Source organism: Streptomyces sp. NPDC032198 (assembly GCF_040636975.1).
Taxonomy (GTDB): Bacteria; Actinomycetota; Actinomycetes; order Streptomycetales; family Streptomycetaceae; genus Streptomyces.
In genome coordinates, this window is sequence record NZ_JBEZVL010000010.1 from 122,353 (window position 1) to 149,166 (window position 26,814).

28 protein-coding genes are annotated in these 26,814 nt (G+C 69.8%); 16 read left to right on the forward strand and 12 right to left on the reverse strand.

Going from position 1 to position 26,814, the window contains the following annotated elements; all coding sequences use genetic code 11:
• Positions 1–31: 31 nt before the first annotated feature.
• Together AB0E78_RS26325 and AB0E78_RS26330 are read right to left on the reverse strand one after the other, a co-directional pair.
• Positions 32–973 carry a M28 family metallopeptidase gene (locus AB0E78_RS26325; protein WP_361837087.1) on the reverse strand — a complete coding sequence of 314 codons (942 nt, stop codon included), beginning with the start codon at positions 971–973 and terminating at the stop codon, positions 32–34.
• Positions 974–1,130: 157 nt separating this feature from the next.
• On the reverse strand, positions 1,131–1,700 hold the full coding sequence (locus tag AB0E78_RS26330) for a dihydrofolate reductase family protein (protein ID WP_361837090.1): 570 nt from the start codon (positions 1,698–1,700) through the stop codon (positions 1,131–1,133).
• Positions 1,701–1,885: 185 nt separating this feature from the next.
• Between AB0E78_RS26330 and AB0E78_RS26335 the strand changes: the two genes are divergently transcribed.
• A complete protein-coding gene (locus tag AB0E78_RS26335; RefSeq protein ID WP_361837093.1) occupies positions 1,886–2,455 on the forward strand; it encodes a TetR family transcriptional regulator in 570 nt (189 codons plus the stop codon).
• A gap of 49 nt (positions 2,456–2,504) precedes the next feature.
• On the opposite strand, the gene AB0E78_RS26340 is transcribed toward AB0E78_RS26335, so the two are convergent.
• Complete coding sequence (locus tag AB0E78_RS26340; protein ID WP_361837096.1) at positions 2,505–3,401, reverse strand: AraC family transcriptional regulator; 897 nt, start codon at positions 3,399–3,401, stop codon at positions 2,505–2,507.
• A 102-nt stretch (positions 3,402–3,503) separates the two neighbouring features.
• On the opposite strand from AB0E78_RS26340, the gene AB0E78_RS26345 reads away from it, so the two are divergent.
• The gene (locus tag AB0E78_RS26345) at positions 3,504–4,358 is read left to right on the forward strand and encodes an NAD(P)H-binding protein (RefSeq protein WP_361837099.1); all 855 of its coding nucleotides are present in this window, start codon (positions 3,504–3,506) and stop codon (positions 4,356–4,358) included.
• A 63-nt stretch (positions 4,359–4,421) separates the two neighbouring features.
• On the opposite strand, the gene rarD is transcribed toward AB0E78_RS26345, so the two are convergent.
• Both rarD and AB0E78_RS26355 read right to left on the reverse strand, forming a co-directional pair.
• Positions 4,422–5,432 carry an EamA family transporter RarD gene (gene rarD / locus AB0E78_RS26350; RefSeq protein WP_361837102.1) on the reverse strand — a complete coding sequence of 337 codons (1,011 nt, stop codon included), beginning with the start codon at positions 5,430–5,432 and terminating at the stop codon, positions 4,422–4,424.
• A gap of 159 nt (positions 5,433–5,591) precedes the next feature.
• Entirely contained in the window at positions 5,592–6,452 is an 861-nt protein-coding gene (locus AB0E78_RS26355; RefSeq protein WP_361837105.1) for an NAD(P)H-binding protein, read from the reverse strand.
• 91 nt (positions 6,453–6,543) lie between these two features.
• On the opposite strand from AB0E78_RS26355, the gene AB0E78_RS26360 reads away from it, so the two are divergent.
• Positions 6,544–6,915, forward strand: coding sequence for a helix-turn-helix domain-containing protein (locus AB0E78_RS26360; protein WP_361837108.1), 372 nt, complete (start codon positions 6,544–6,546; stop codon positions 6,913–6,915).
• Positions 6,916–6,972: 57 nt separating this feature from the next.
• Here AB0E78_RS26360 and AB0E78_RS26365 read toward each other — a convergent pair whose 3' ends face one another.
• From AB0E78_RS26365 to AB0E78_RS26390, 6 genes are all read right to left on the reverse strand, one after another.
• A complete protein-coding gene (locus tag AB0E78_RS26365; protein WP_361837111.1) occupies positions 6,973–8,070 on the reverse strand; it encodes a 2-oxoacid:ferredoxin oxidoreductase subunit beta in 1,098 nt (365 codons plus the stop codon).
• A complete protein-coding gene (locus AB0E78_RS26370) occupies positions 8,063–9,994 on the reverse strand; it encodes a 2-oxoacid:acceptor oxidoreductase subunit alpha (protein ID WP_361837113.1) in 1,932 nt (643 codons plus the stop codon). The genes AB0E78_RS26365 and AB0E78_RS26370 overlap by 8 nt, the downstream gene beginning before the upstream one ends.
• Positions 9,995–10,273: 279 nt before the next feature.
• Positions 10,274–10,933, reverse strand: a complete 660-nt coding sequence (locus AB0E78_RS26375; protein WP_361837745.1) for a response regulator transcription factor — start codon at positions 10,931–10,933, stop codon at positions 10,274–10,276.
• Between the two features lie 272 nt (positions 10,934–11,205).
• Positions 11,206–12,564, reverse strand: a complete 1,359-nt coding sequence (locus AB0E78_RS26380) for a sensor domain-containing protein (protein ID WP_361837115.1) — start codon at positions 12,562–12,564, stop codon at positions 11,206–11,208.
• 127 nt (positions 12,565–12,691) lie between these two features.
• On the reverse strand, positions 12,692–13,954 hold the full coding sequence (locus AB0E78_RS26385) for a sensor domain-containing protein (protein ID WP_361837117.1): 1,263 nt from the start codon (positions 13,952–13,954) through the stop codon (positions 12,692–12,694).
• Positions 13,955–14,160: 206 nt separating this feature from the next.
• Positions 14,161–14,301, reverse strand: a complete 141-nt coding sequence (locus AB0E78_RS26390) for a hypothetical protein (RefSeq protein WP_361837120.1) — start codon at positions 14,299–14,301, stop codon at positions 14,161–14,163.
• Here AB0E78_RS26390 and AB0E78_RS26395 point away from each other — a divergent pair.
• The 13 genes from AB0E78_RS26395 (at position 14,296) to AB0E78_RS26455 (ending at position 26,114) form a co-directional block, all read left to right on the forward strand.
• On the forward strand, positions 14,296–14,685 hold the full coding sequence (locus AB0E78_RS26395) for an NADH-quinone oxidoreductase subunit A (RefSeq protein WP_361182433.1): 390 nt from the start codon (positions 14,296–14,298) through the stop codon (positions 14,683–14,685). The genes AB0E78_RS26390 and AB0E78_RS26395 overlap by 6 nt on opposite strands.
• Positions 14,676–15,380 carry an NADH-quinone oxidoreductase subunit B family protein gene (locus tag AB0E78_RS26400; protein WP_361837123.1) on the forward strand — a complete coding sequence of 235 codons (705 nt, stop codon included), beginning with the start codon at positions 14,676–14,678 and terminating at the stop codon, positions 15,378–15,380. The genes AB0E78_RS26395 and AB0E78_RS26400 overlap by 10 nt, the downstream gene beginning before the upstream one ends.
• Positions 15,377–16,444 carry an NADH-quinone oxidoreductase subunit C gene (locus AB0E78_RS26405; protein WP_361837126.1) on the forward strand — a complete coding sequence of 356 codons (1,068 nt, stop codon included), beginning with the start codon at positions 15,377–15,379 and terminating at the stop codon, positions 16,442–16,444. Before AB0E78_RS26400 ends, AB0E78_RS26405 begins: the two co-directional genes overlap by 4 nt.
• Positions 16,441–17,409: a complex I subunit 1 family protein gene (locus AB0E78_RS26410; protein ID WP_361837128.1), complete on the forward strand. Its 969-nt coding sequence runs from the start codon at positions 16,441–16,443 to the stop codon at positions 17,407–17,409. The genes AB0E78_RS26405 and AB0E78_RS26410 overlap by 4 nt, the downstream gene beginning before the upstream one ends.
• Positions 17,409–18,041: an NADH-quinone oxidoreductase subunit I gene (locus tag AB0E78_RS26415; RefSeq protein ID WP_361837131.1), complete on the forward strand. Its 633-nt coding sequence runs from the start codon at positions 17,409–17,411 to the stop codon at positions 18,039–18,041. Before AB0E78_RS26410 ends, AB0E78_RS26415 begins: the two co-directional genes overlap by 1 nt.
• Positions 18,042–18,061: 20 nt before the next feature.
• On the forward strand, positions 18,062–18,730 hold the full coding sequence (locus AB0E78_RS26420) for an NADH-quinone oxidoreductase subunit J (protein WP_361837748.1): 669 nt from the start codon (positions 18,062–18,064) through the stop codon (positions 18,728–18,730).
• A complete protein-coding gene (gene nuoK, locus AB0E78_RS26425) occupies positions 18,730–19,152 on the forward strand; it encodes an NADH-quinone oxidoreductase subunit NuoK (RefSeq protein WP_361837134.1) in 423 nt (140 codons plus the stop codon). The genes AB0E78_RS26420 and nuoK overlap by 1 nt, the downstream gene beginning before the upstream one ends.
• Complete coding sequence (locus AB0E78_RS26430) at positions 19,149–21,143, forward strand: NADH-quinone oxidoreductase subunit L (RefSeq protein WP_361837137.1); 1,995 nt, start codon at positions 19,149–19,151, stop codon at positions 21,141–21,143. Before nuoK ends, AB0E78_RS26430 begins: the two co-directional genes overlap by 4 nt.
• A 6-nt stretch (positions 21,144–21,149) precedes the next feature.
• Complete coding sequence (locus AB0E78_RS26435; RefSeq protein WP_361837140.1) at positions 21,150–22,748, forward strand: NADH-quinone oxidoreductase subunit M; 1,599 nt, start codon at positions 21,150–21,152, stop codon at positions 22,746–22,748.
• On the forward strand, positions 22,745–24,283 hold the full coding sequence (locus tag AB0E78_RS26440) for an NADH-quinone oxidoreductase subunit N (protein WP_361837142.1): 1,539 nt from the start codon (positions 22,745–22,747) through the stop codon (positions 24,281–24,283). The genes AB0E78_RS26435 and AB0E78_RS26440 overlap by 4 nt, the downstream gene beginning before the upstream one ends.
• A 176-nt stretch (positions 24,284–24,459) precedes the next feature.
• Positions 24,460–25,323 (forward strand): zinc metalloprotease HtpX, encoded by an 864-nt coding sequence (gene htpX, locus AB0E78_RS26445; protein ID WP_361837145.1) that lies wholly within the window; start codon positions 24,460–24,462, stop codon positions 25,321–25,323.
• The gene (locus AB0E78_RS26450) at positions 25,320–25,712 is read left to right on the forward strand and encodes a YccF domain-containing protein (RefSeq protein WP_361837147.1); all 393 of its coding nucleotides are present in this window, start codon (positions 25,320–25,322) and stop codon (positions 25,710–25,712) included. The genes htpX and AB0E78_RS26450 overlap by 4 nt, the downstream gene beginning before the upstream one ends.
• Before the next feature lie 135 nt (positions 25,713–25,847).
• The gene (locus AB0E78_RS26455; protein WP_361837150.1) at positions 25,848–26,114 is read left to right on the forward strand and encodes a GlsB/YeaQ/YmgE family stress response membrane protein; all 267 of its coding nucleotides are present in this window, start codon (positions 25,848–25,850) and stop codon (positions 26,112–26,114) included.
• Positions 26,115–26,236: 122 nt separating this feature from the next.
• Here AB0E78_RS26455 and AB0E78_RS26460 read toward each other — a convergent pair whose 3' ends face one another.
• Entirely contained in the window at positions 26,237–26,725 is a 489-nt protein-coding gene (locus AB0E78_RS26460; RefSeq protein ID WP_351170350.1) for a YajQ family cyclic di-GMP-binding protein, read from the reverse strand.
• Positions 26,726–26,814 lie beyond the last annotated feature (89 nt).

Below are 26,814 nucleotides of genomic sequence, written 5' to 3' on the forward strand. Positions count from 1 at the left end.
CGGGCCGGCCAGCCGAGTGTCGAGCGGCGGCCTAGGCGGAGAGGCCCCACACCGCGTACGCCACCGCGTCGCTGTTGTGGTTCAGCGCGGTGCCGTCGATGTTCGACTCCGTGTCGCAGGCGGAGTGGTAGCACTTGTCGAACGGCTCACCGGCCGTGCCGCCCCAGTTCTGGGCCTGCTCGGCGGTCTTCTTGTAGTCGGCGCCGCTGAAGAGCCCGCCGACCGGGATGCCCGCGTCCTTGAACGGCGCGTGGTCCGAACGGCCGTCGCCCTCCTCGTCGGGCTCCGTGGCGAGGTCGAGGCCGCCGTAGAAGTCCTTGAAGGTCTTCTCGATGGCAGGGTCGTCGTCGTAGACGAAGTAGCCCGGGTTCGGGGAGCCGATCATGTCGAAGTTCAGGTAGTCCTTGATCTTCGAACGCTCGTCGGCGGGCAGCTTGTCGACGTAGTGCGAGGAGCCGACCAGCCCCAGCTCCTCGGCGCCCCACCAGGCGAACCGCAGGTGCTTGGTGGGCTTGTACTTCTCCTTGGCCACGGTGAGCGCCGTCTCCACGACCGCCGCCGAACCGGATCCGTTGTCGTTGATGCCGGGGCCCGCATCGACGCTGTCGAGGTGCGAGCCCGCCATGACCACCTGGTCGGCGTCGCCGCCGGGCCAGTCCGCGATCAGGTTGTAGCCGGTCTTGCCGCCGGAGGTGAACTCCTGGAGCGAGGTGGTGAATCCGGCCTCGTCCAGCTTGCCCTTCACGTAGTCGACGGAGGCCTTGTAGCCCGCGCTGCCGTGGGCGCGGTTGCCGCCGTTGGACGAGGCGATGTTCTGCAGCTGCGAGAGGTGGCCCTGGACGTTGGCCACGGATATGTCGGGAGCGGCCGCCTTGGGGGAGGGGGCCGCGGAGGATATCGCGCTGGTGGTGAGGAGTCCGGTGACGACTATGACGGCGACTGCCGCGGTGCGTCCGGGAACGGAGAGCTTCATGTGGGGGGCTCCGTGTTCTGTTGGATCGTTGCGTGGGGGTACGCCAAATCCGCGCTTGCCGCGCGGAATTGGCGTGCCTGATGGTGCGTGTGAGGTTGACCGCGCGTCAAGAGCGCATATCGGTCGGCGTGTTCCGCAGGGCGGTCACCGCCGGAGGTCACTTCCGGTGGAACGTGGTCATGGAGACGCCGGTGTCGAAGGACCGGTTGGCCGACAGGGTGAAGCCGGCCAGGTTGAACGGCCCGTCGAACAGGGGGATTCCGGAGCCGATGACGATCGGATTGCGCTTGATGATCAGTACGTCGATCTCGTCGAGCAGCGCCGAGGCCAGCTTTCCGCCGCCGCACAGCCAGATGCCCAGGCCGTCCTGCTTCTTCAGGGCGCGCACGAGCCCGGCCGGGTCGTCGGCGACGAACTCCACCTCCGGGTCGAGGCCGCTCAGGGTGCTGGAGACGACGTACTGCTTCAGGTGCGCGTAGGGGCTGGTCAGGCCCTGCGGCAGGCCTGCCTCGTAGGTGCTGCGCCCCATGAGGACGGTGTCGAACTGTCTGTTGGGGGCCTCGGCGATGCCGAACGGTTCACGGGCCACCGTGGGCAGGGTCTCGGGGTACTCGGCGAGGACCGTGTCCCGGACCTCGCCCTCGAAGGGGAAGAAGTCGAACTGCCCTTCAGGGCCTGCGATGTAGCCGTCGAGGGTGGCGGCGACGTAGTACGTGAGCTTTCGCATGCGGGCTCTTTCGGTGGCTGTGGATGCCGAGGGGTGGCGGCAGGGAAGGCGGAAGGCGCTGCACTCGATGTACTGTGGATGAAGTGGTCAGAACTTAGTACTTCATTTGCAGTGGTGTCAATGGACCGCCGAACCGAATCCCGCCCCCAGCCCCCCGTCCCTGATTCCTGTCCCAGGAGAACGCCATGCGTCAGAACCCCGCCCGCCGCATCGCCCTGCTCGACGCCGCCATCGAGGTGCTCGCCCGCGAGGGGTCACGCGGACTGACCCTCCGCGCCCTCGACACCGAGGCGGGTGTCCCCACGGGCACGGCGTCGAACTACTTCACCAACCGCGGCGACATGCTGGGCCAGATCATGGGGCGCACCCGCGAGCGTCTGACGCCCGATCCGTCGGATGTGGCCAAGGACCTGGAGGCGGAGCCGTCGCACGAGCTGGTGAAGACCTTCATGCAGGGGATCGTCGAACGGATGCGGGCCGACCGCAGCTCCCATCTGGCCATGCTGGAGCTCCGCCTGATGGCCACCAGGAACCCCGAGCTGCACGCCGAGCTGACGCGCTTCTTCAGCGCCGAGATGGAGGGCAACATCAGCTTCCACCTCGACCACGGGCTGCCGGGCGACGGCATGGGCATGGTGCTGCTCTACCTGGCCATGTCCGGGCTCATGCTGGACGAGCTGACCCTCCCCGAGCTGCTGGCCCCGCATCGGCCCGAGCGCCTCATCGACGAGATGGTGACGCGGCTCCTGCTGTGAGTTCTTGTCGTGGCAGCTGCCCGGCTGGAGAATTCCGCGGGGCCAGCGGTCAGCCCGCTGCCCTGAGTGGTCCGGAGGCCGGGCGCCGCGTGCCCAGTGAGGCGCGGTAGCCGCTCGGTGCGATTCCGCGGATTCGCTTGAAGGCGTCGCTGAAGCCGAATCCGTCGGCGTATCCCACCTGCCCGGCCACGGCGGCCACCGTCGCGCCCGGCTCGGCGAGCAGCTCGGCGGCGAGCGTCATGCGCCACTCGGTGAGGTACGCCATCGGGGGCCTGCCGACGAGTTCGGCGAAGTTGCGGGCGAACAGCGCGCGCGACACCTGGGCGCGCGCGGCGAGCGACGCCACCGTCCAGGGCCGCGACGGCTCGTCGTGCATGGCGTGCAGCGCGGGGCCGACCACCTCGTCGCCGAGGGCGATGTACCAGTCGGGCGGGCAGGCGTCCGGCAGTTCGAACCAGTCGCGCAGGGTGCAGGCCAGCATCCAGTCGAGCATCCGGTCCATCACGTACTGGCGCCCCGGCCGGTCGGCGGCCACCTCCGAGGCGATGAGCTCCAGGATGGGCGTGCAGTCCTCGCTGGACGGGACGACGAGGAGCGGCGGCAGCATGCTGATGAGCCGCCGGCCCACCGCGCCGTCCAGCTGGTACGCACCGGTGATGAGTTCGCACTCCGCCCCGGGTTCGGCCGCGGAAGCCCCGGATTCGGCCGCGGAAGGCGCCGAGAGCGTGAACGGTGCCGTCGTGCAGACCACGGCCGCCCCTCCCTCTTCCAGGATCTCCGGCTCGCCCGACGCGGCGGTGATCAGAGCCGTGCCGCGCATCACCGTGATCAGCGTCAGGGCCGCCCCCTCGGCGCGGACCACTTCCCACGGCCCGTTCAGCACCGTGCGGCCGAACAGCGCGCCGTCCGCGCGTACCCCTCGCAGCAGATCCCCCAGAGCGTCCATGCCCTCCACCGTAAACGGAGCCCGAGCCCCCGTAGACGTACTCCCATGCACGCGAGACGGGCTCCCATGTCGCCCTCCGGGCAGGGGGAGTTGGCTTGACCCATGACCACGAACCCGAAGAAGCAGACGCAGCCCGACGCCCTCATCCTCGTGCTCGGCGCCACCGGCAAGACCGGCCGCCGCCTGGTGCCCCTGCTCAGGGACGCGGGTCACACCGTGCGCGCGGCCTCGCGCTCCGGCGAGACCCGCTTCGACTGGAACGACCGCTCCACCTGGGCCCCGGTCCTTGAGGGCGTGACCGCCCTCTACCTCGTAGGCCCGCCCGAACCCGAGCCGATCGCCGACTTCGTGGACACGGCCGTGGCAGCGGGCGTACGCCGCTTCGTGGTTCTGTCCGGGCGGGGCGTCGAGGTGTTCAAGGACTCCTTCGAGCCGTCCATGGCGGAGGCCGAGCGCGTGGTGCGCGCGGCGGACGTCGACTGGACGGTGATCCGCCCGAACAACTTCTCGCAGAACTTCGACGAGGACATCTTCGCCACGGCCCTGCTCGAAGGCCGCCTCGCGCTGCCCGTCGGCGACGTGCCGGAGCCGTTCATCGACGTGGAGGACATCGTGGAGGTGGCCGCGGCCCTGCTCACCGAGGAGGGGCACACGGGCCGTACGTACGAGCTGTCAGGACCCCGCGCGCTGAGCTTCCCCGACGCGGTAGCGGAGCTGGCGGAGGCCTCGGGGCGGCCGATGCGCTTCGAGCACATCACCCCGGAGGCGTACGTGGCGGAGCTGACCGCGGCCGACGTCCCGGCCGACATCGCCCGCGCCCTCGCCGATGTCCTCGACTGGCTGAAGACCGGCTACAACGCGGCGCCGGTGACGGGCGTACGAGATGTCCTGGGCCGGGAGCCCCGAGACTTCAGCGTCTACGCAAAGGCAGCTGCGGCATCAGGAGCCTGGAACTGAGCGACCAGCGCCCGAAGGGGCGCGGGAACTGCGCGCCCACCTCCAACGCACCCGCAGGCAACGTCAGACCGAGGACTCCGCTTCCCGCCCGGCGGCGGGAGTCATCGGCTCGGTCTCCCGCCCCGCGACAGGAACCGCGGAAGCCCGCGCAGCGGCAAGCCGAACCGCGGTGCGCCGAGCCCCCCGCACCGCGTCCCACGTCAGCAACGTCAGCGCCAGCCACACAAGACCGAACCCGGCCCACCGCTCGGGCGGCATCGCCTCATGGAAGTACAGGATGCCGAGCAGGAACTGGAAGACGGGCGCGAGGTACTGCAGCATCCCGAGCGTCGCGAGCGGCACCCGGATCGCCGCGGCCCCGAAGCAGACCAGGGGAATGGCGGTGACCACACCGGTCGCCGCGAGCAGCGCCCCGTGCCCGAAGCCGCCCTCCGCGCCGAACGTGGCGTCGCCCCGCACCCCGAGCCACACGAGGAACCCGACCGCGGGCAGGAACTGGATCGCGGTCTCGGCGGCGAGGGACTCCAGACCGCTGAGACCGACCTTCTTCTTCACCAGGCCGTACGTGGCGAAGGAGAAGGCGAGGCAGAGCGAGATCCACGGCGGCTGCCCGTACCCGAAGGCGAGGACGAGGACCGCCGCGAGGCCGACGGCGACGGCCGTCCACTGCACGGGCCGCAGCCGTTCGCCGAGAAGCAGGACGCCCATGGCGATGGTGACCAGGGGGTTGATGAAGTAGCCGAGGGAGGCCTCCACGACGTGGCCGGAGTTCACGGCCCAGATGTAGACGCCCCAGTTGACCGTGATGACCGCCGCGGCGATCGTCACCAGGCCCAGCTTGCGCGGCTGGCGGATCAGCTCGCCCGCCCAGGCCCAGCGCCGCACGGCCAGCAGCGCGACGCCGACCACGACGAGGGACCAGGCCATCCGGTGCGCGAGGATCTCGCCCGCCCCGGCCGGCTTGAGCAGCGGCCAGAACAGGGGCACGAGGCCCCACATCCCGTAGGCCGCGAAACCGTTCAGCAGGCCTATGCGCTGCTCGCTCTTCGACTGCTCAGCTGCGGCAGCGTCCACGGCCCCTCCTTGGTACCAGGCAGCCCCACGCTGCACCCAAGAAGGTAGCGGCCCGGACACCCTCGTGTCATGCCCGTCTCACGAAAACGGTCATGACGTCAGGCACGCTCCCCGCGCACCCTCACGACCTGCGGCTTCGGCCCGCCAGCCTGTGAGCCTTCAGCCCTTCAGGGCCGCCGAGATCGCGTCCGCGACAGGCGTCGTCGGGCGCCCGATCAGGCGGGACAGCTCGCCGCTCCCGCCGGCGAGCAGACCCCGCTGGATCGCCGCGTCCACGTCGACGAGGATCGCGGCGAACTGCTCGGGGAGCCCGGCGCCGGTCAGGATCGCGAGGTTCTGCTCGGCGGGGACGTTCGCGTACGAGATGTCCTTGCCGCTCTGCCGTGCGACCTCGGCGGCGTACTCGGCCAGGCTCCACGCCACGTCGCCGCTCAGCTCGTACGCCTTGCCCTCGTGGCCCTCGCCGGTCAGTACGGCGACGGCGGCCGCCGCGTAGTCGGCGCGCGAGGCGGAACCGACCCGGCCGTCGCCCGCGGAGGCGACGACGGCGCCGTGCTCCAGGACGGGGGCGAGGTTGGCGGTGTAGTTCTCGTGGTACCAGCCGTTGCGCAGGAAGGTGTAAGGAAGGCCGGAGTCGAGGATGAGCTGCTCGGTCACCTTGTGCTCGGCCGCGAGGTCGAAGTCGGCGTCGGGCCCGCCCAGGACCCCGGTGTACGCGAGGAGCGCGACGCCCGCGGCGCGCGCGGCGTCGATCACCGCCGCGTGCTGCGCCACGCGCTGCCCGACCTCGCTGCCGGAGATCAGCAGGACCCGGTCCCCCGCGGCGAAGGCGCCGGCGAGGGTCTCGGGCGCGCTGTAGTCCGCGATGCGCAGCTCGACACCGCGTGCGGCGAGAGTGGCGGCCTTCTCCTTGTCGCGGACGACGGCGGCTATCTGCCCGGCGGGTACCTGCGCGTCGAGCAGTCCGTCGATGACGAGACGGCCGAGCTGTCCGGTGGCTCCGGTGACAACGATGCTCATGTCTTGAATCTCCCTTTGGTGTGGTTGTGACGATGAGCTTACGTTGGGCGCTAACTATTGGAAAGTACCCACTTTGAAGTAAGGTACTGGCATGACAGTAAGTAACTGGAATCTCGGGGACGAGGGAATGTGCCCGCAGCGCCTCGTCCTGGAGCACGTCACGAGCCGCTGGGGCGTGCTCGTCCTGATCGCCCTGGACGAGCGCTCGTACCGCTTCAGCGAGCTGCGCCGGGCGCTCGGCAGGGTCAGCGAGAAGATGCTGACGCAGACCCTGCAGACCCTGGAGCGCGACGGCCTCGTGCACCGCGACGCCAAGCCGGTCATTCCGCCGCGCGTCGACTACTCGCTCACCGACCTCGGCCGCGAGGCCGGCGCGCAGGTCCGGGTGCTCGCCGAATGGACCGAGCGGCGCCTCGCGGACGTACAGGAAGCGCGCCAGGCGTACGACGAAGCCCGGTCCTGAGTTCGGGACTCTGAACCGGGCTTCGGGTCGGGCGAGTTGAGCGAGGGGCGTGCCGGGTCAGCCGACGACGGTCCAGGTGTCGCCGCCCGCCAGGAGCGCGGCCAGGTCGCCCTTGCCGTTCTGCTCGATGGCGGTGTCGAGCTGGTCGGACATCAGGGTGTCGTAGACCGGGCGTTCGACGTCGCGGAAGACGCCGATCGGGGTGTGGTGCAGGGTGTCGGGGTCGGCGAGGCGGGACAGTGCGAACGCGAGCGTGGGCGAGGTGGAGTGCGCGTCGTGGACCAGGATCTGAGACTCGGTCTCGGAAGTGACCGGGACGACTTTGAGATCTCCGGTGGCCGCATCGCGCACGACGCCCTTGGAGCCCAGGCCGTTTTCCAGGGGTGGGCCGAAGCGGATGGGCTGTCCGTGTTCCAGGCGGATGACGGCTTCCTCGGCCTGCTGCTTGTCCTTGAGGACTTCGAAGGCGCCGTCGTTGAAGATGTTGCAGTTCTGGTAGATCTCCACCAGGGCGGTGCCGGGGTGCTCGGCGGCCTCGCGCAGTACCGAGGTGAGGTGTTTGCGGTCCGAATCCACGGTGCGGGCCACGAAGCTGGCCTCGGCGCCGATCGCGAGGGACACCGGGTTGAAGGGTGCGTCGAGGGAGCCCATTGGCGTGGATTTGGTGATCTTGCCGACTTCGGAGGTCGGTGAGTACTGGCCTTTGGTAAGGCCGTAGATGCGGTTGTTGAAGAGCAGGATCTTCAGGTTGACGTTGCGGCGCAGGGCGTGGATGAGGTGGTTGCCGCCGATGGACAGTGCGTCGCCGTCGCCGGTGACCACCCAGACGCTCAGGTCCCGCCTGGAGGAGGCGAGTCCGGTGGCGATGGCGGGGGCGCGGCCGTGGATGGAGTGCATCCCGTAGGTGTTCATGTAGTACGGGAAGCGGGAGGAGCAGCCGATGCCGGAGACGAAGACGATGTTCTCCTTGGCCAGGCCGAGTTCGGGCATGAAGCCCTGCACGGCGGCCAGGACGGCGTAGTCACCGCAGCCGGGGCACCAGCGCACCTCCTGGTCGGACTTGAAGTCCTTCATGGACTGCTTGGCCTCGGCCTTGGGGACCAGGGAAAGCGCTTCGATCGTGCTCCCGGTGCCTTCGGTCTTCGTGTCAGCCATTGATGGCCTCCTTGAGAGCCGTGGCGAGCTGCTCGGCCTTGAACGGCATTCCATTGACCTGGTTGTACGAGACCGCGTCCACGAGGTACTTGGCGCGGAGGAGAGTGGCGAGCTGCCCGAGGTTCATCTCGGGAATCACCACCTTGTCGTAACGCTTCAGGACCTCGCCCAGATTCCGCGGGAAGGGGTTGAGGTGGCGCAGATGGGCCTGCGCCACGCTCTCGCCGACCGCCCGCAGGCGGCGTACCGCCGCGGTGATGGGCCCGTAGGTCGAACCCCAGCCCAGGACCAGCAACTTGGCGTCGCCGGTCGCGTCGTCGACCTCCAGATCCGGGACCTGGATGCCGTCGATCTTGGCCTGGCGGGTGCGGACCATGAAGTCGTGGTTGGCGGGGTCGTAGGAGATGTTGCCGGTGCCGTCCTGCTTCTCGATACCGCCGATGCGGTGCTCCAGGCCGGGCGTGCCCGGGATCGCCCACGGACGGGCCAGGGTCTGCGGGTCGCGCTTGTACGGCCAAAAGACCTCGGTGCCATCGTCCTCGGTGTGGTTGGTCCCCGAGGCGAACTGGACGCGCAGGTCCGGGAGTTCATCGGTGTCCGGGATGCGCCACGGCTCGGAGCCGTTGGCCAGATAGCCGTCGGACAGCAGGAACACCGGTGTGCGGTAGGTGACCGCGATGCGGGCCGCCTCCAGCGCCGCGTCGAAGCAGTCCGCCGGGGTCTTGGGTGCCACGATCGGCACCGGTGCCTCGCCGTTGCGCCCGAACATCGCCTGCAGCAGATCCGCCTGCTCGGTCTTGGTCGGCAGACCGGTGGAAGGGCCGCCGCGCTGGATGTCCACGATCAGCAGCGGCAGTTCCAGCGACACCGCGAGCCCGATGGTCTCCGACTTCAGCGCCACACCGGGCCCCGAGGTCGTCGTCACCGCGAGGGAGCCGCCGAACGCCGCACCCAGTGCGGCGCCGATCCCCGCGATCTCGTCCTCGGCCTGGAAGGTCCGCACACCGAAGTTCTTGTGCTTGGACAGCTCGTGCAGGATGTCGGAGGCCGGAGTGATCGGATACGAGCCCAGGTAGAGCGGCAGGTCCGCCTGCCGGCCCGCGGCGATCAGCCCGTAGGAGAGGGCCAGATTCCCGGAGATGTTGCGGTACGTGCCGGCCGGGAAGGCGTGGGCGGCCGGGGCCACCTCGTACGAGACGGCGAAGTCCTCCGTCGTCTCGCCGAAGTTCCAGCCCGCGTGGAAGGCGGCGATGTTCGCCTCGGCGATGTCCGGCTTCTTGGCGAACTTCGTGCGCAGGAACTTCTCGGTGCCCTCGGTCGGGCGGTGGTACATCCACGACAGCAGGCCGAGCGCGAACATGTTCTTGCTGCGGCCGGCGTCCTTGCGCGAGAGGTCGAACTCCTTGAGCGCCTCGACCGTCAGCGTCGTCAGCGGCACCGGATGGACGCTGTAACCGTCCATCGAACCGTCTTCCAGCGGCGAGACCCCGTAGCCGACCTTCTGCATCGCCCGTTTGGAGAACTCGTCCGTGTTGACGATGATCTCCGCCCCGCGCGGCACGTCGGCGATGTTCGCCTTCAGTGCCGCCGGATTCATCGCGACGAGCACGTTCGGCGCGTCGCCCGGCGTGAGGATGTCGTGATCGGCGAAATGCAGCTGAAAGGAGGAGACGCCCGGCAGGGTCCCGGCTGGAGCACGGATCTCGGCGGGGAAGTTCGGCAGTGTCGAGAGGTCGTTCCCGAAGGACGCCGTCTCCGATGTGAACCGGTCACCGGTGAGCTGCATACCGTCACCGGAGTCACCCGCGAAGCGAATGATCACCCGGTCCAGACGGCGTACATCCTTCTCACCAGCAGGCTTGCGCTGCTCTCCGACGACTGCCCCATCGGCCTGCTCGGCTGGGCTACTGACCTGGCTGGTCACTGAACTGGACCTCCCTCGGGCGGCTGAGCGGGAAGGGCTGGGCGACCGGCCTTCCCAAGGCCCACCCTACGTCTGTAAGGGTCACCTTCCTGGGGTTGATCGCATGACGGACGTGCTTTTGAGACGCTTCAATGCCCCGTTTTGTCATGATGTGCCGCACCCCCCGGCCGTCATGGAAGACGTCCCCCACTCATCCTTTGGTTCTAGGACCGTTCTCCGTACTCATGCTGCTGCCATGGGTTTTCCGTGCTGCCAAATAGCTGACAGAGTGTCAGGTTGCTACGAGTTGAGGTAGGTGAGGACCGCCAGCACGCGCCGGTGATCCCCGTCACTCTGCGAGAGCCCCAGCTTCAGGAAGATGTTGCTGACGTGCTTCTCGACCGCACCGTCGCTCACCACCAACTGCCGGGCCACCGCGGAGTTCGTCCGCCCCTCGGCCATCAGACCGAGTACCTCGCGCTCGCGTGGAGTAAGCCCCGCGAGGACATCCTGCTTGCGGCTGCGGCCGAGCAGCTGCGCCACGACCTCCGGGTCGAGCGCGGTGCCGCCCTGCGCGACGCGCACCACGGCGTCCACGAACTCGCGCACCTCGGCGACGCGGTCCTTGAGCAGATAGCCGACGCCACGGCTGGACCCGGCGAGCAGCTCGGTGGCGTACTGCTCCTCGACGTACTGCGACAGGACGAGCACCCCGAGTCCCGGGAACTGGTGGCGCAGATGCACCGCGGCACGCACCCCCTCGTCGGTGTGCGTCGGAGGCATCCGCACGTCGGCGACGACCACGTCGGGCAACTCGCCCGCGGCGGAGAATTCGTTGATCGTCTTGATCAGCGCGTCCGCGTCGCCGACCCCCGCGACGACGTCGTGCCCGCGGTCGGTCAGCAACCGGGTCAGGCCCTCCCTGAGCAGCACCGAATCCTCGGCGATGACGACCCGCACTTTGTCCTCCACGTTCACGGCCCCCCGGCATATTTGATTCTGGATGTCCCCCGGCACCTCAGTATCGCGCGTACGAAGGGGCGTTACGGCGTTCGCGGACAACCGCTTGCCCTTGTTCGCTCCTGGCGGCCGGAGGAGCGGGCACGGACAGCACCCATCCGGCCGCCCCGTGCTGCGGGCGACCGGATGGGTGAGCGGAGGAGGTGAGCGGAGGAGAGGTCCGCGGCTACGCCTGCCGGAGACCGACGGCTACGCCTGCCGGTGGTCCGCGGCTACGCCCGCCAGGGCAGCTCGGCCGTCACCGTCGTGGGCCCGCCCGCCGGCGAATCCACGACCAGGATCCCGTCGACCGCGTCGAGCCGCTCGGCGAGCCCGGCAAGGCCGGAACCGGCGGTCACGTCCGCGCCCCCGGCGCCGTCGTCGGTGACCTGGAGCATCAGCCGGTCCTCGACCCGCCAGACGTCGACCGAGCCACGGGACGCCCGCGCGTGCTTGCTGATGTTCTGCAGGAGCTCGGAGACCGTGAAGTACGCGATGCCCTCGATCGCGGCGGCCGGCCGCGCGGGCAGATCCACCTCGACCTGGACCGGAACCGTGCACCGGGCGGCGAGCGAGGAAAGGGCCGCGTCCAGGCCGCGGTCGGTGAGGACCGCCGGGTGGATGCCGCGGGCCAGGTCACGCAGCTCCTGGAGGGCCACCTTCACCTCGCCGTGCGCCTCGCCCACCATGCGCGCCGCGGCCTCCGGGTCCTCCGTCAGCTTCTCCTTGGCCAGGCCCAGGTCCATGGCGAGGGCGACCAGGCGGGCCTGCGCCCCGTCGTGCAGGTCGCGCTCGATGCGGCGCAGGTCGGCCGCTGCCGTGTCGACCACGACACCGCGGTCCGACTCCAGCTCGACGACGCGCGTGGCCAGGCTCGACGGGCCGAGCAGACCGGCCACCATGACGCGGTCGACGGTGGTCAGGGCCCGGATGATCCAGGGGGTGGCCAGCGTGATCAGCAGGCCGGTGAGGGCGGTGGCGCCGATCTCGAAGGGGTTGTCCAGGTAGATGCGGTGGCCGTCGTCGCCGTAGAGCTGGATGCCGTCCTGGCCGCCGTAGACCGGGAAGAGCCACTGCCACAGCGGGTACGTGAGCATCGCCCAGCCGTACGTCCAGAAGACCACCGAAACGGTGAAGGAGAAGATCGCCCAGGGCATGTGGAGGATGGCGTAGAGGACGTGCCGCCAGGAGACACCGCTCTTGAGCACGGCCCCCATCCACGCCATCATCCCGCCGCCGTTCTTGGGCCGCAGCGGCTCCGGGTTCGCCACCTCCACGCCGAGCAGCGCCCGCGCCCGCACCCGCTCCAGCGAGCCGATGCCGCGGCAGGCGGCGAGCCCGGCGGCGAGCACCGGGATGCCGATGAACGTGATCAGCAGGCCGGCGCCGAGCGACAGCATCGTGACCGCGAACGTGAAGGTGACGATGCTGATCGGCAGGCTGAGGAGCACATAGCCGAACTCCTTCCAGGCGCGGGCCTCGATCGGCGCGCGCAGCCCGGTGGGGACACGGTGGCGTCGCTCGTCGAGGTCGGATCCCCGGAACTCCGAACGGTCCATGCGTCCGTACTCCTGTCCGTACTCCGTGGCCATCGGTGTCGTCCGTTTCTGCTCGGTCCGCGTGATGTGTGGGGTCTGCTTCGGCGTCGTACCTCAAGAGTGCTGGCCGAAGCTGATCCGGACCATGTGGTGCGTAGGTGTCTTCGACCGGGGGTTTTCCCTACCCCCGGGCCGCCTGGTCCCGGTCCCTCTCCCCGTCCCTGTCACGGTCCCGCCACGGCAGCTCCGCCGTGATCGTCGTGGGGCCGCCCTCCGGCGACTCGATCACGAACAGGCCGTCGACCGCGCCGAGCCGGTCCGCGAGCCCCGCCATGCCCGTGCCCCCGTCCAGGCTCGCGCCGCCCCTGCCGTCGTCCCACACCTGGATGAGCAGCCGCTGGTCGGCACGCCACACCTCCACGGAGGCCGAACGGGCCCCGCTGTGCTTGCTGACGTTCTGCAGCAGCTCGGAGACCGTGAAGTACGCGATGCCCTCGATCGCGGCGGCCGGGCGGGCCGGCAGATCGGCGGTCACCTTCACCGGGACCGTGCACCGCGAGGCCACCGAGGAAAGGGCCGCGTCCAGGCCGCGGTCGGTCAGGACCGCCGGGTGGATGCCGCGGGCCAGGTCGCGCAGTTCCTGGAGGGCGAGCTTCACCTCGCCGTGCGCCTCGTCGACCATCGCCGCCACCGTGTCGTCGGCCTGGCCCTCCAGGAGCTTCTCCTTGGCCAGACCGAGCCCCATGGCGAGGGCGACCAGGCGGGCCTGCGCCCCGTCGTGCAGGTCGCGCTCGATGCGGCGCAGGTCGGCCGCGGCGGTGTCGACGACGACACCGCGGTCCGACTCCAACTCCACGATGCGCCGCTCCAGTTCGTCGGAGGGCGAGAGCAGCCCGCGCGCCATCACGCGGTCGGCGTTGGTCAGGCCGCGCACGATGTAGGGGAGCACGGGCCACAGCACGAAGAGACCGATCAGGGCGACGGCGAAGGTCACCACGCCCCAGGGCAGCCGCATGAACGAGTACAGCATCGTGCGCCAGCCGACCGGATCCTTAAGACTCGACCACAGCCAGCTGAAGAAACCGTGCCCCCGCTGCTTCGGCATCGGGCTCGGCTCGTCGATCCGCAGACCGAGCAGCTTCCTGGCCCGCGCCCGCTCCACCCTGCCGATCTGGCGCGCGCCGATCAGCGCGCCCGCGAGCAGCGGCAGCCCGACGACCGTCACGGCGAGACCGCCGCCGGCCGCGAGCGTCACGACCACGTAGACGAAACCGGCCACGCCGATCGGCAGGTTGGCGAGGAGATACGCGATCTCCTTCCAGGTCTGCCGGTCGTACGCCGCGAAGCGCGCGGGTGGCGGCGGCGGGGAGGCCGGGGTGCCCGGGAAGCCCGGGGAGCCCGGGGAGCCCTGGGAGGTGATCGAGGACGTGGCGCGTGCGGTCATAAGCGTCAGGGTGCACGGCTCGCCGCCGCGATGCCATGAGGAGGGCCGCCAGGACGTCCGGGGGATAACCCCACCCGTCGATCGATCCGTCGATGGATCCGTCGATCGATGCGGCGAGTACTTGCCGATGCGTGACGCTCTGCTTACCTCGTCTTTAGCAGGCCCTAGACTCCCGTGCGTACAGATCGTCGAACAGTGATCAGTGTTCAGCAGTCGGTGGCAATGACGTGATCGATGACGTGATCGATGACGTGATTGATGGGGTGATCGATGACGTCAATGATGGCGCGGTCGGTGACCGGTGATCCGCGGTCGGAGAGAACAGGGAGTGAGGGGCTGACGTGCACGTGACGAATGTCGCGGCGAGCTACTACCAGTCGTACTCCGTCGTCGGACTGCTCGCCGTCGTCGGCGTGCTGTTCGTCGCCGTAGCCTTCGGCGCGGGGCGGCTGTTGCGGCCCGTCGTGCCGACACCCGAGAAGCTCCTGACGTACGAGTGCGGCGTCGACCCGGTCGGCGACGGCTGGGCCCACACCCAGGTCCGCTACTACGTCTACGCGTTCCTCTACGTCATCTTCGCCGTCGACTCGATCTTCCTCTTTCCATGGGCGACGGTTTTCGCCGCGCCCGGCTACGGTGCGACGACGCTGGTGGAGATGTTCATCTTCCTCGGCTTCCTGACCGTGGGCCTGCTGTACGCATACAAGAAGGGCGTCCTCACATGGACGTGACCCCCGCTTCCGCTTCCGCCTCGGTAGATCTGCCGGAGCCGGTGCTGCGACCCGAGCCGGAGAAGCTCGGCGTGCTCTCGCGCCTGGCCCCCGAGCCTATGAAGGTGGTCCTCAACTGGGGCCGCCGGTACTCGTTGTGGGTCTTCAACTTCGGCCTCGCCTGTTGCGCCATCGAATTCATCGCCGCCTCCATGGCCCGGCACGACTTCATCCGGCTCGGCGTGATCCCGTTCGCGCCGGGGCCGCGCCAGGCCGACCTGATGGTCGTCTCCGGCACGGTCACGGACAAGATGGCCCCGGCCGTGAAGCGCCTGTACGAGCAGATGCCCGAGCCCAAGTACGTCATCTCCTTCGGCGCCTGCTCCAACTGCGGTGGCCCGTACTGGGATTCGTACGCGGTGACCAAGGGCGTCGACCAGATCATTCCGGTCGATGTGTACGTACCCGGCTGCCCGCCCCGGCCCGAGGCGCTCCTCCAGGGCATCCTCAAGCTCCAGGAGAAGATCGCGTCGGAGTCGCTGAGCGAGCGGTACGGCAACGGCGGCGGGAAGGGCAGCGGCAGCCGGCCTTCGGCGGCGGCTCTCCAGAGCGGGCTCGTGAAGCCGCCGGTGGCGCCGGACGCCTCGACGCCGGATGCCTCGACGCCGGACGCCGCGACGCCGGACGCCTCGACGCCGGGGGAGGGGAAGGCATGACCGGCTGGCTGCCGAGCCCCGTCGAGGAGCTCTTCGGCGCGGAAGCCACGGCCGACGAGTCGTACGACCTCTTGACGGTCGACGTCCCGCCGAGCTCGTGGATCGCGGCGCTCGAAACCGCGCGCACGACCCTGACCTGCACCTACTTCGACTGGCTGAGCGCCGTCGACGAACCGGGCACGGGCTTCCACGTCTCGGCCCATGTCGTCGCCCTCTCTCCGGTACGCCGTCTCCTCATCCGTACGACCGTTCCGCACGACGCCCCGGTGCTGCCGACCGCGGTCGACGTCTACGCGGGCGCGGCGTGGCACGAGCGCGAGACGCACGAGATGTTCGGCGTCGCTTTCGAGGGCCACCCGCACCTGGTGCCGCTGCTCCTCCCGGACACCTTCGAAGGCCACCCCCTCCGCAAGGACTTCGTCCTGGCGGCCCGGGTCGCCAAGGCGTGGCCCGGCGCGAAGGAGCCGGGGGAGTCGGAGCACGGCGGGCCCAAGCGCCGCCAGATGCTGCCTCCCGGCGTACCCGACCCGAACGAATGGGGCCCCCTGAAGGGCCAGCTCCCGGCGGCCCCGGCCCGCCCGGCCCGCGGCGCCGCCCGCGCGGCAGGCGACCGCCCGGCCCGCCGGACCCGCACGGCGGGGGAGGGCTCGACGAGCCAGGCGAGCGCGGCGGCTGCCGGCCAGGCGGAGGGGGCGCAGCCCGAGGCTCCGGCTCCGACTCCGCGCCGGGCGCGCAGCGTGAGCCAGGGCTCGGCGTCGCAGCGACCGGCGGGGGAGCCGGCGCCCGAGGCGAAGTCGCCCGAGGCGAAGTCGCCCGAGGCGAAGCCGGAAGCGGCTCCCGAAGCCGCTTCCGACGCCCCATGGCATCAGGCCCGCCCGGCATTCGAGACCCCCGACAAGCCGGTACGGGAAACCCGGGAGCCGCCCAAGACCCCCGACACCGACACCGGCGACACCAGCGCCGAAGGCACCGACAACACCGACAGCACACCTGAAACGGCCGACACAGCCGACACAGCCGACACAGCCGACACAGAGGACAACCGCCCAGGAGGCTCGGAGTGACCGACGCGCTCGACGTCGCCCTGCGTCTCCTCATCGTCTTCGCCGTCTTCATGGTCCTGCCCCTGGTCATCGGCCAGACCGAGCACAAGGTGATGGCCCATATGCAGGGCCGCCTCGGCCCCATGCACGCGGGCGGATTCCACGGCTGGGCCCAGCTCGTCGCCGACGGAGTCAAGTTCGCCCAGAAGGAAGACGTCGTACCGGCCGAGGCCGACCGCCGCATCTTCCAGCTCGCCCCCGCCGTCGCCCTGCTGCCGTACCTCCTCGTCCTGATCGCCATCCCCATCGGCCCGAGCGAAGGCGCCGTCGGCCAACTCGTCGACGCGGGCATCTTCTTCGTGCTCGCGGTGATGGGCGTCGGCGTACTCGGCTCGCTCATGGCGGGCTGGGCCAGCGCCAACAAGTTCTCCCTCCTCGGCGGCCTGCGCACCGCCGCCCAGCTCCTGGCGTACGAACTCCCGATGCTGCTCGCCGCGGCCTCGGTCGCGATGGCGGCCGGGACGGTGTCCCTGCCCGGCATCCTCAACGCCTTCGAGTGGTGGTGGCTGCCCTGGCAGATCGTCGGCGCCCTCGTGTTCTTCGTCGCGGGTCTCGCCGAACTCCAGCGCCCGCCCTTCGACATGCCGGTCGCCGACTCGGAGATCATCTTCGGCGCGTACACCGAGTACACGGGCCTGCGCTTCGCCCTGTTCCTCCTCGCCGAGTACGCCGGAATCGTCGTCCTCTGCGGCCTCACCACCGTCCTGTTCCTCGGCGGCTGGCACGGCCCGTGGGGTGCCGACGGCCTCGGCTGGGTCTGGACCCTCCTGAAGACCGGACTGCTGGCCTTCGTGGTGATCTGGCTCCGCGTCAGTTACCCCCGTCTCCGCGAGGACCAGCTCCAGAAGCTTTCCTGGACCCTCCTCGTCCCACTCGCACTCGCGCAGATCGCGCTCACCGGCATCGTGAAGGTGGCGATCAACTAGTGGCCCCGATCCCCGGATCCGGCCTGGCCAAGGGCCTCGCCGTCACCCTCCGCACGATGACGAAGAAAACCGTCACCGAGCAGTACCCGGAGCACCAGCCCGAACTCCCGCCCCGCACCCGCGGCGTCATCGGGCTCTTCGAGGAGAACTGCACGGTCTGCATGCTCTGCGCCCGTGAGTGCCCGGACTGGTGCATCTACATCGACTCCCACAAGGAGACGGTCCCGCCGGCAGTCGAGGGCGGCCGCGAGCGCAGCCGCAACGTCCTCGACCGCTTCGCCATCGACTTCTCCCTCTGCATGTACTGCGGTATCTGCATCGAGGTCTGCCCCTTCGACGCACTGTTCTGGTCCCCGGAGTTCGAGTACGCCGAGACCGACATCCACGAACTCACCCACGAGCGCGACAAGCTCCGCGACTGGATGTGGACGGTCCCGGCCCCGCCCGCCCTGGACCCCGCGGCCGAGGACCCCAAGGAAATCGTCACCGCCCGCAAGGCAGCGGAGAAGCTGGCCGCGGCCCAGGAAGCCGAAGCAGCTCAGGCAGCCGAAGCCGCCGCCGCGACCCCGGAAGCGCCGTCCCCCGAAGCGCCGTCCCCGGAAGCGCCGTCCGCACCGGAGGGAGACGCGTGACCCTCGCAGCCACCGCCGCCCTGGCGACCAACGCCCCGCTGGCGGCCAACGCCCCCCAGGGCTTCCTCTCCCCGACGGGAGTGGAGATCGCCTTCCTCCTGGTCGGCCTCGTCACCCTCGGCTCGGCGATCGTCACCGTCACCACCAAGCAGCTGGTGCACGCCGCCCTGTGGCTGGTGGCGACACTCGGCGGCCTGGCCGTCGAGTACCTCCTGCTCACCGCCGAGTTCATCGCCTGGGTGCAGGTACTGATCTACGTCGGCTCCGTCGTCGTCCTCCTCCTGTTCGGACTGATGCTCACCCGGGCCCCCATCGGCCGCTCCCCGGACGCCGATTCGGGCAACCGTCCGGTCGCGCTCGCGGTGGCCGTCCTCGCCGCCGCCGCCCTGGTCTGGGTCGTCGTCGACGCCTTCCGGACGACCTGGATCGACCTCGACCGCGCCGCCGACGAGGCCCAGGGCTCCACCGCCGTGACCGGAAAGTTCCTCTTCCAGCACTGGGTGCTGCCCTTCGAGGCCCTCTCGGTCCTGCTCCTCGCCGCCCTGGTCGGCGCGATCGTCCTCTCCCGCAGGAACGCCCGCATGACCCGCCTGACCGGCGCCCCCGGCACTCCTGGCGACACCCCGACGACCGGCGCCCCCGGCGACAGCGCCACGACCGGTGCCCCCAGCGACAAGGAGCAGCGCTGATGCACCTCGCCTATCCCGCCGTCCTGGCCGTCCTCCTCTTCTGCGTAGGCCTGTACGGAGTCCTCGCCCGCCGCAACGCGATCCTGGTCCTGATGTCCGTCGAGCTCATGCTCAACGCCGTCAACCTCAACCTGGTCGCCTTCGACGTCTGGCTCCGCGACGCCCTCCACTCCGGCCAGGCCCTGACCCTCTTCACCATCGCCATCGCCGCGGCGGAGATCGGCATCGGCCTCGCGATCGTCCTGGCGGTCTACCGCAACCGCGGCTCCTCCGCCATCGACGACCTCCGCGACACCGCCGAGCGCCCGGACGACCCCGATGCCCCCGATGACGACGCCGAGGGCGCCGTCGCCGAAGAACCCGCCCCGGCGGAGACGGCAGAGAAGCCGAAGAAGTCGCAGAAGGCTGAGGCCACCGCGTGACCACGATCACCCTCGCCGTACTCGTCCCCCTCCTGCCGTTCCTCGGCGCGCTCGCCGGCCTGCTGCTCGGCCGCACCGTCCCGGGTCTCGTACGCCCCCTCGCGGTGCTGCCCACCCTGGCGGCGCTGGTCATCGCCGTCCTGGTCGCCGCCCGCCACGGCGGCGGCGCCGACATCGACTCCGCGACCGAGCTCACCCCGACCGGCTCGGTCCCCGTCGAACTCGCCCTGCACATCGACGGCTTCGCCGCCCTCGTCGCCGTACTCGTCGGCGTCGTCGCCTCCTGCGTGCAGATCTACTCGACGGGTTACCTGCGCGACGACCCGCGCTACCCCTCGTACGCCGCTCTCGTCTCCCTCTTCACCTCCGCGATGCTGCTCGTCGTCTACTCCGGCGACCTGATGGTGCTCCTGGTCGGCTGGGAGATCATGGGCATCTGCTCGTACTTCCTCGTCGGCCACTACTGGGAGACGCCCGAAGCCCGCGCGGCCTCCCTCAAGGCCTTCCTCGTCACCAAGCTCGGCGACGTCCCCTTCCTGATCGGCCTGTTCGCGCTCGCCGTCGACGCCGGGTCGTTCCGCATCACGACGATCCTCGCGAAGGTCGCGGACGGCGGCCTCGACCACCCGACGCTGATCGCCCTGCTGCTCCTGGCCGGTGTGGCGGGCAAGTCGGCGCAGTTCCCGCTGCACACCTGGCTGCCCGACGCGATGGCGGGCCCCACGCCCGTCTCCGCGCTCATCCACGCCGCGACGATGGTCGCCGCCGGTGTCTACTTCGTGGCTCGGCTCCTCCCGGTCTTCGCCGCCTCGTCGGCGGCCCTGGTCGTCCTCGCCGTCATGGCCGCCGTCACGATGGCCGGCTCGGCCCTCGCGGCGCTCGCCCAGGACGACATCAAGCGCGTTCTCGCCTACTCGACGATCGGTCAGCTCGGCTATCTGACCGGCGCCCTCGCCGTCGGCGACCGCGGCGCCGCCGTCTTCCACCTCCTCTCGCACGGCGCGTTCAAGGCGCTCCTCTTCCTCGGCGCGGGCGTGATCATCCACGCCGCCGGCACCAACTCCCTCGCCGCGATGTCCCGCATGAAGGGTCTGCGCGACCGGGTCCCCGACGCCTTCTGGACGATGACCGTGGCGCTCCTCGCGCTCGCCGCGATCCCGCCGTTCAGCGGCTTCTTCTCCAAGGAAGCCGTCCTGGGCGCCGCCGAGCACGCGGCCACCGGCCACTCCGAGACCGCCCCCACCGCCGCGGGCTGGATCGTCCTGATCGCTGGCCTGCTGACCGCCCTCCTCACCGCCGCCTACGCGACGCGCCTGTGGCTGCTGGCCTTCAACGGCAGGGGCCCCGAAGCCCCCGACCACGGCAGGCAGCCCCTCACGATGACCGCTGTGCTCTGGGTGCTCGCCGTCCCCTCACTCGCCTTCGGCCTCACCGTCGGCGTCCTGCCGGACTGGTTCGACGGCCACTCGCTCACCCCGACCCTCACCACCTCCGTACTCGGCACGGGATTCGCCCTCGTCGGCGGACTCGTCACGTACGGCGCGTGGCGCCACACGACGGCGCTCGCCGCCCGGCACCCGATGGGCGCGGTCGCCGCCGACGCGGGAGCCGACGGAGGCGTCGTCGAGGCCGAGGCCATCGCCACGCACACCCCCGCCTACGGAGATGTGGCCGCCGCCCACGACCCGGCCGACCCCGGCCGCCTGCTGCTCGGCCCGCTGCACCGGCACGCCGCCGTCGGCTTCCACCTCGACGCTGTGTACACCGCCCTGTTCGTGCGCCCCGTCCAGGCCGCCGCACGCCTCGTCCGGTTCCTCGACCGCGAGGTCGTCGACACCTACGTACGCGGCGCGGGCACCGCACCCCGCTGGCTCGGCGCAGCCGTCCGCCGCGCGCAGACGGGCAATGTGCAGACCTACCTGAGCGCGCTGCTCGCAGGCACCGTCGTCCTGGCTGTCGCCGCCGTCCTCGTCGCCACCGCCGGAGCGTGAGCAGCCGTGATCGATATCAGTGAATCCGTGATGCAGCTTCTTCTCGCGTTGATCGTGGTCGGCCCGCTCATCGGCGCCGTGGCCGCCCTGCTCCCGGCCCCGCCCGGACTGAAGGGGAAGTCACCCGACCAGGCAGCGCTCCGCCACGGCGTGATCGTGACGGGCGTGATCCTGATCGCCGCGATCATCCTGGCGCTCGGCTTCGACCATGACCACCCGTCAAAAATGCAGGCCACGACCGATATCAGCTGGATCCCCGCACTCGACGTGCGCATCCACCTCGGCATCGACGGCATCTCGCTCCCCCTCCTGGTCCTGACCGCGCTCCTGACCTTCCTCTGCGCGCTGTACTCCTACTTCAAAATGCCTGCGGGCCCGTCTCCCAAGGCATTTGTCGCGCTGATCCTCGTGCTCGAGGCCGGCACCCTCGCGACCTTCGCCGTCCTCGATCTGCTGCTGTTCTTCCTGGCGTTCGAGATGGTCCTCATCCCGATGTACTTCCTCATCGCACGCTGGGGCGGCGCCGAACGCACGCAAGCGGCCTGGAAGTTCATCCTCTACACGCTGCTCGGCTCCGTCGTGATGCTGCTCGGTCTCCTCCTCATCGGCCTCAAGTCCGGCACATTCGACATGGTGGCACTCGCCACTGACAACGGCCGGGGCCTGACCACATCCGTGCAGGTCATCGCCGTTCTGGCGATCGGGATCGGACTCGCGGTCAAGACGCCGATGTGGCCGCTGCACAGCTGGCTCCCGGACGCGCACACCGCCGCGCCCACCGTCGGCTCGGTCCTGCTGGCCGGCGTGCTGCTGAAGATGGGAACGTACGGATTCGTCCGGATCCTGCTGCCCATCGCGCCCGACGGAATGCACACCTTCGCGCCGTACCTCGCGGCCTTCGCGGTCGTCGGGATCATCTACGGCTCGCTCGCCTGCCTCGCCCTCGCCAAGCAGGGCGCGAAGGGCGACCTCAAGCGCCTCATCGCCTATTCGTCCGTGGGCCACATGGGCTTCGTCCTGCTCGGCATCTCGACGATGAGCCCGACCGGCGTGAACGGCGCGCTCTTCGCCAACATCGCGCACGGCCTCATCACCGGCCTGCTGTTCTTCCTCGTCGGCGCGCTGAAGGACCGCACCGGCACCAGCGACCTCGACACCCTCGCGCAGGAATCGGGCGCCGCGCTCTACGGCAAGGCGCCCCGCCTCGGCGGTCTCCTCGCGTTCGGCGCGGTCGCCTCGCTCGGGCTTCCTGGCCTCGCCGGGTTCTGGGGCGAGATGCTCGCCCTGTTCGGCGCGTTCAAGCCCGCCGACGACCTCAGCCGCCCGGCCTTCCTCACCTTCATGGCGATCGCCGCCATCGGCACCCTGCTCACCGCCGCGTACATGCTCATCGTCGTACGCCGCGTCTGCATGGGCCCGGTGGCTCAGGGGCCCCAGGGGGCCGCCAAGAACGAAACCCCGGCGCTCGCCGACGTCCAGGGCTATGAGTTCGCCGCCTGGACGCCGCTCGTCGCCCTCACCGTCCTCGCCGGGCTCTGGCCCGCCGCTCTGCTCGGCCTCACCGACCCGGCCGTGCAGCAGCTCCTCTCAGGAGGCAAGTCGTGACCGTGGCCGCCGAAAGCGCCGCCGGCGTCGTCCAGTCCGTCGACTGGCTCGCGATCGCCCCGCCCACCATCGCGGCGGTCGTCGGCCTCCTCGTGCTCGTCGCCGACCTGTTCGTGGGCGACAACAAGAAGGCGCTGCTCGGCTGGATCTCCGTGGCGGGCCTTGCCGCTGCCGCGCTCTCCCTGCTGCCGATCCTGAACGACGACCGGTCGACGTTCTGCCTGACCGGCGGCGCCGACGCCTGCAGCTACACCGCGGACCGCTTCACGCTCGTCATCCAACTGCTCGTCCTCGGCGGCGCCCTGCTGGCCGCGCTGCTCTCGATGAGCACGCTCAAGGACGCGCACGGCACCGACAAGGAACTCCCCGAAGGGGAGTTCTGGTTCCTGCTGCTCTCCTCCGCGGCGGGCGCCGCGCTGCTGCCCGCCTCGCGCGACCTCGCGACGCTCATCGTCGCCCTGGAGGTCGCCTCCCTGCCCGCCTTCGCGCTCGTCGGCCTGCGGCACGGCGACAAGCGGTCCTCCGAAGCGGCCCTGAAGTTCTTCCTCTCCTCCGTCACCGCGACCGCCGTGACCCTGATGGGCGTCAGCTTCGTGTACGCCGCGACCGGCACCCTGCACCTCACGGAGATCGCCGAGGAGCTCCAGCACGTCGACGGGCAGCTGGACACGCTCGCCCAGACCGGCGTTGCCCTCACCCTCGTCGGCTTCGCCTTCAAGGTGGCCGCCGTGCCCTTCCACTTCTGGGTGCCCGACACCTACGTGGGCGCGCCGCTGCCGATCGCCGCGTATCTCTCCGTGGTCGGCAAGGCGGTCGGCTTCACCGGCCTGATCCTCGTCACCGTCGTCGCGTTCCCCTCGTACGCGGACGTGTGGGGCCCGGCACTCGCCGTGCTCGCCGCCCTCACCATGACCGCGGGCAACGTGGCGGCGCTGCGCCAGCAGACCACGCGCGCGTACAGCGCGGTACGCCTGCTCGCCTGGTCCTCCGTCGGCCAGGCGGGATACCTGCTCGTGCCGATCGCGGCGGCCGGATACGCCGACAACCCCGCGGAGGCGGAGAAGGCCGTCGGCTCCACCGTCGCGTACGCCCTGATGTACGCGGCCGTGAACCTCGGCGCCTTCGCCGTCGCCGCCCTTGTCGGCCGTACGCAGCGCCTGAACCGCGTCAGCGACTACCGCGGCCTCTACGCCCGGAGCCCGCTCGCGGCCCTGGTGCTCGGTTTCTTCCTGCTCTGCCTCGCGGGCCTGCCGCCGGGCATCATCGGCCTCTTCGCGAAGGTCACCGTCTTCTCGGCGGCGGTCGACGCGGGCCTCGGCTGGCTCGCCGTGGTGATGGCCGTGAACGTGGTGATCGCGCTCTTCTACTACCTCCAGTGGACCGCGCTGCTGTTCCGCGCCCCCGAGGGCGACCCGGTCAAGCACCGCGTCCCGGCCCCCCTCACGGCCGCCATCGCCCTGACCGCGGTCCTCGGCATCGCGCTCTCCGGAGCGCCGCAACTCGTCCTGAGGTTCTCCGACACCGGCCTTTTCTGACGCGTCACCTTCTCCGTGTGGGCCGTTCGGGCATCACCCGAGCGGCCCACACCGCTCCTGCGCGCACAAGGGAACTAGTGCTCCCCGCCTGGCGTTGACCAGTACGGGAGGGTCCACTGAAGAGTGGAAGCACCAGCAGACAGAGGGTTCCCCCACGCACCACAGGAGGGCGCACCGTGCACCGCCGGCACAACGGGCTGAAGACCGCCGTACTCCTCGGGGGACTGTCCGCTCTCATCCTCGTCATCGGCAGTTTCTTCGGACGTACGGGCTTGATCGTCGCGCTCTTCGTGGCGCTCGGCACCAACGCGTACGCGTACTGGAACAGCGACAAGCTCGCCCTGCGCGCCATGCGCGCGCGCCCGGTGAGCGAATTCGAGGCCCCCGAGCTCTATCGCATGGTCCGCGAGCTCTCCACCCAGGCACGTCAGCCCATGCCCCGGCTCTACATCTCGCCCACCGAGGCGCCGAACGCCTTCGCGACCGGCCGCAATCCGCGCAACGCGGCGGTGTGCTGCACCGACGGCATCCTGCGCCTCCTGGACGAGCGTGAGCTGCGCGGAGTCATCGGCCACGAGCTGAGCCACGTCTACAACCGCGACATCCTGATCTCATCGGTCGCCGGCGCACTCGCCTCGGTGATCATGTTCCTGGTCAACTTCGCCTGGCTGATCCCGGTCGGCCGGTCGAACGACAACGAAGGCCCCGGCATCTTCGGCATGCTGCTGATCATGCTCCTGGGTCCGCTGGCCGCCTCCGTCATCCAGCTCGCGATCAGCCGCTCCAGGGAGTACGAGGCCGACGCGTCCGGCGCACAGCTCACGGGGGACCCACTGGCCCTCGCGAGCGCCCTGCGCAAACTCGACGCGGGCACCAAGCAGCTTCCGCTGCCCCCCGAGCCACGCATCGAGACGGCAAGCCACATGATGATTGCGAACCCTTTCCGTCCCGGGCAGGGCATGTCCAAGATGTTCTCCACGCATCCGCCGATGGCGGAGCGCATTGCCCGGCTCGAGCAGATGGCAGGTCGCCAACAGTGAAGACAATCCTCAACGTCATCTGGCTAGTCCTGTGCGGCTTCTGGATGTTCCTCGGCTATCTCCTGGCCGGGGTGCTCCTGTGCGTCACGATCATCGGCATCCCGTTTGGAGTCGCCAGTTTCCGCATCGGCCGCTATGCCCTGTGGCCCTTCGGCTACACGACAGTTGAGCGCCGCGACGCGGGCGCGCCGTCCTGCGTCGTGAACGTCCTGTGGCTGATCCTCGCGGGCTGGTGGCTCGCGCTCGGCCACATCGTCACGGGCTTCCTCCTGTGCGTCACGATCATCGGCATCCCGCTGGGCGTCGCCAACTTCAAGCTGATCCCGGTGTCGTTGATGCCGCTGGGCCGCGAAATCGTGCGTACGGACCAGCCGTTCGCGACGCGCTGACGCACCTCCCGGGCCGTGCCGCACCGCGGTGCGGCCCTCGTGTGTCATACGCCGCATCACGCTGATCACCGCAACCGCGCCCCGCTCCCGTGACGTCCTCAAGGACAACAGCACGTAGAGGGGCAGGTTCACCGCATGGGCATCATCAGCTGGATCGTTCTGGGGCTCGTGGCCGGTGTCGTCGCCAAAATCCTGCTGCCGGGCCGCGACCCGGGCGGCTTCATCGGCACGACCCTCATCGGCATCGCGGGCGCCTTCATCGGCGGCTGGCTCTCCGCCCGCTACCTCGACCGCCCGATAGCCACCGACGTCTACGACGGAGCGACCTGGGCGGCGGCCATCGGCGGCTCACTCGTCCTGCTCGTCGCCTACCGCATCCTCTTCGGCCACTCACGCCGCTGAGCCACGCACGCCGCCTCAGGCGGCGATCCCCCGATCTGCGGCCAGCAGCAAGGGCGGGCACCCGAACCGGGTGCCCGCCCTTCGGCGTCGCACGACGAGCAACAACCAGTACTTACTGGCGACTACCGGTAGTTCGCGAACTGCACGTCGAAGTCGAAGTCCTGCCCCTTGATCAGCGCCTGTACGGCCTGCAGGTCGTCGCGGCTCTTCGAGCTGACCCGCAGCTCGTCGCCCTGGACCTGCGCCTTGACGCCCTTGGGGCCCTCATCGCGGATGATCTTGGCAACCTTCTTCGCGTTCTCCTGGGAGATGCCCTCCTCGATCGAGGCGAAGATCTTGTACTCCTTGCCGGACAACTGCGGCTCGCCCGCGTCGAGCGACTTCAGCGAGATGCCGCGCTTGATCAGCTTGGACTGGAAGATGTCGAGGATCGCCTTGACCCGCTCCTCGCCGTTCGCCTCCATCAGGATCTTCTCGCCGGACCAGGCGATCGAGGCACCCGTGCCCTTGAAGTCGTAGCGCTGCGAGATCTCCTTGGCGGCCTGGTTGAGGGCGTTGTCGACCTCCTGCCGCTCGACCTTCGAGACGATGTCGAAACTGGAGTCGGCCATGTCCTGTGGCTCCTTGTATCGGGGTCTGCGTACTCAGCTGGTGCACGGCCGTCGGTCCCTGGCCGCATCCGCAAAGCCTAGCCACCGCC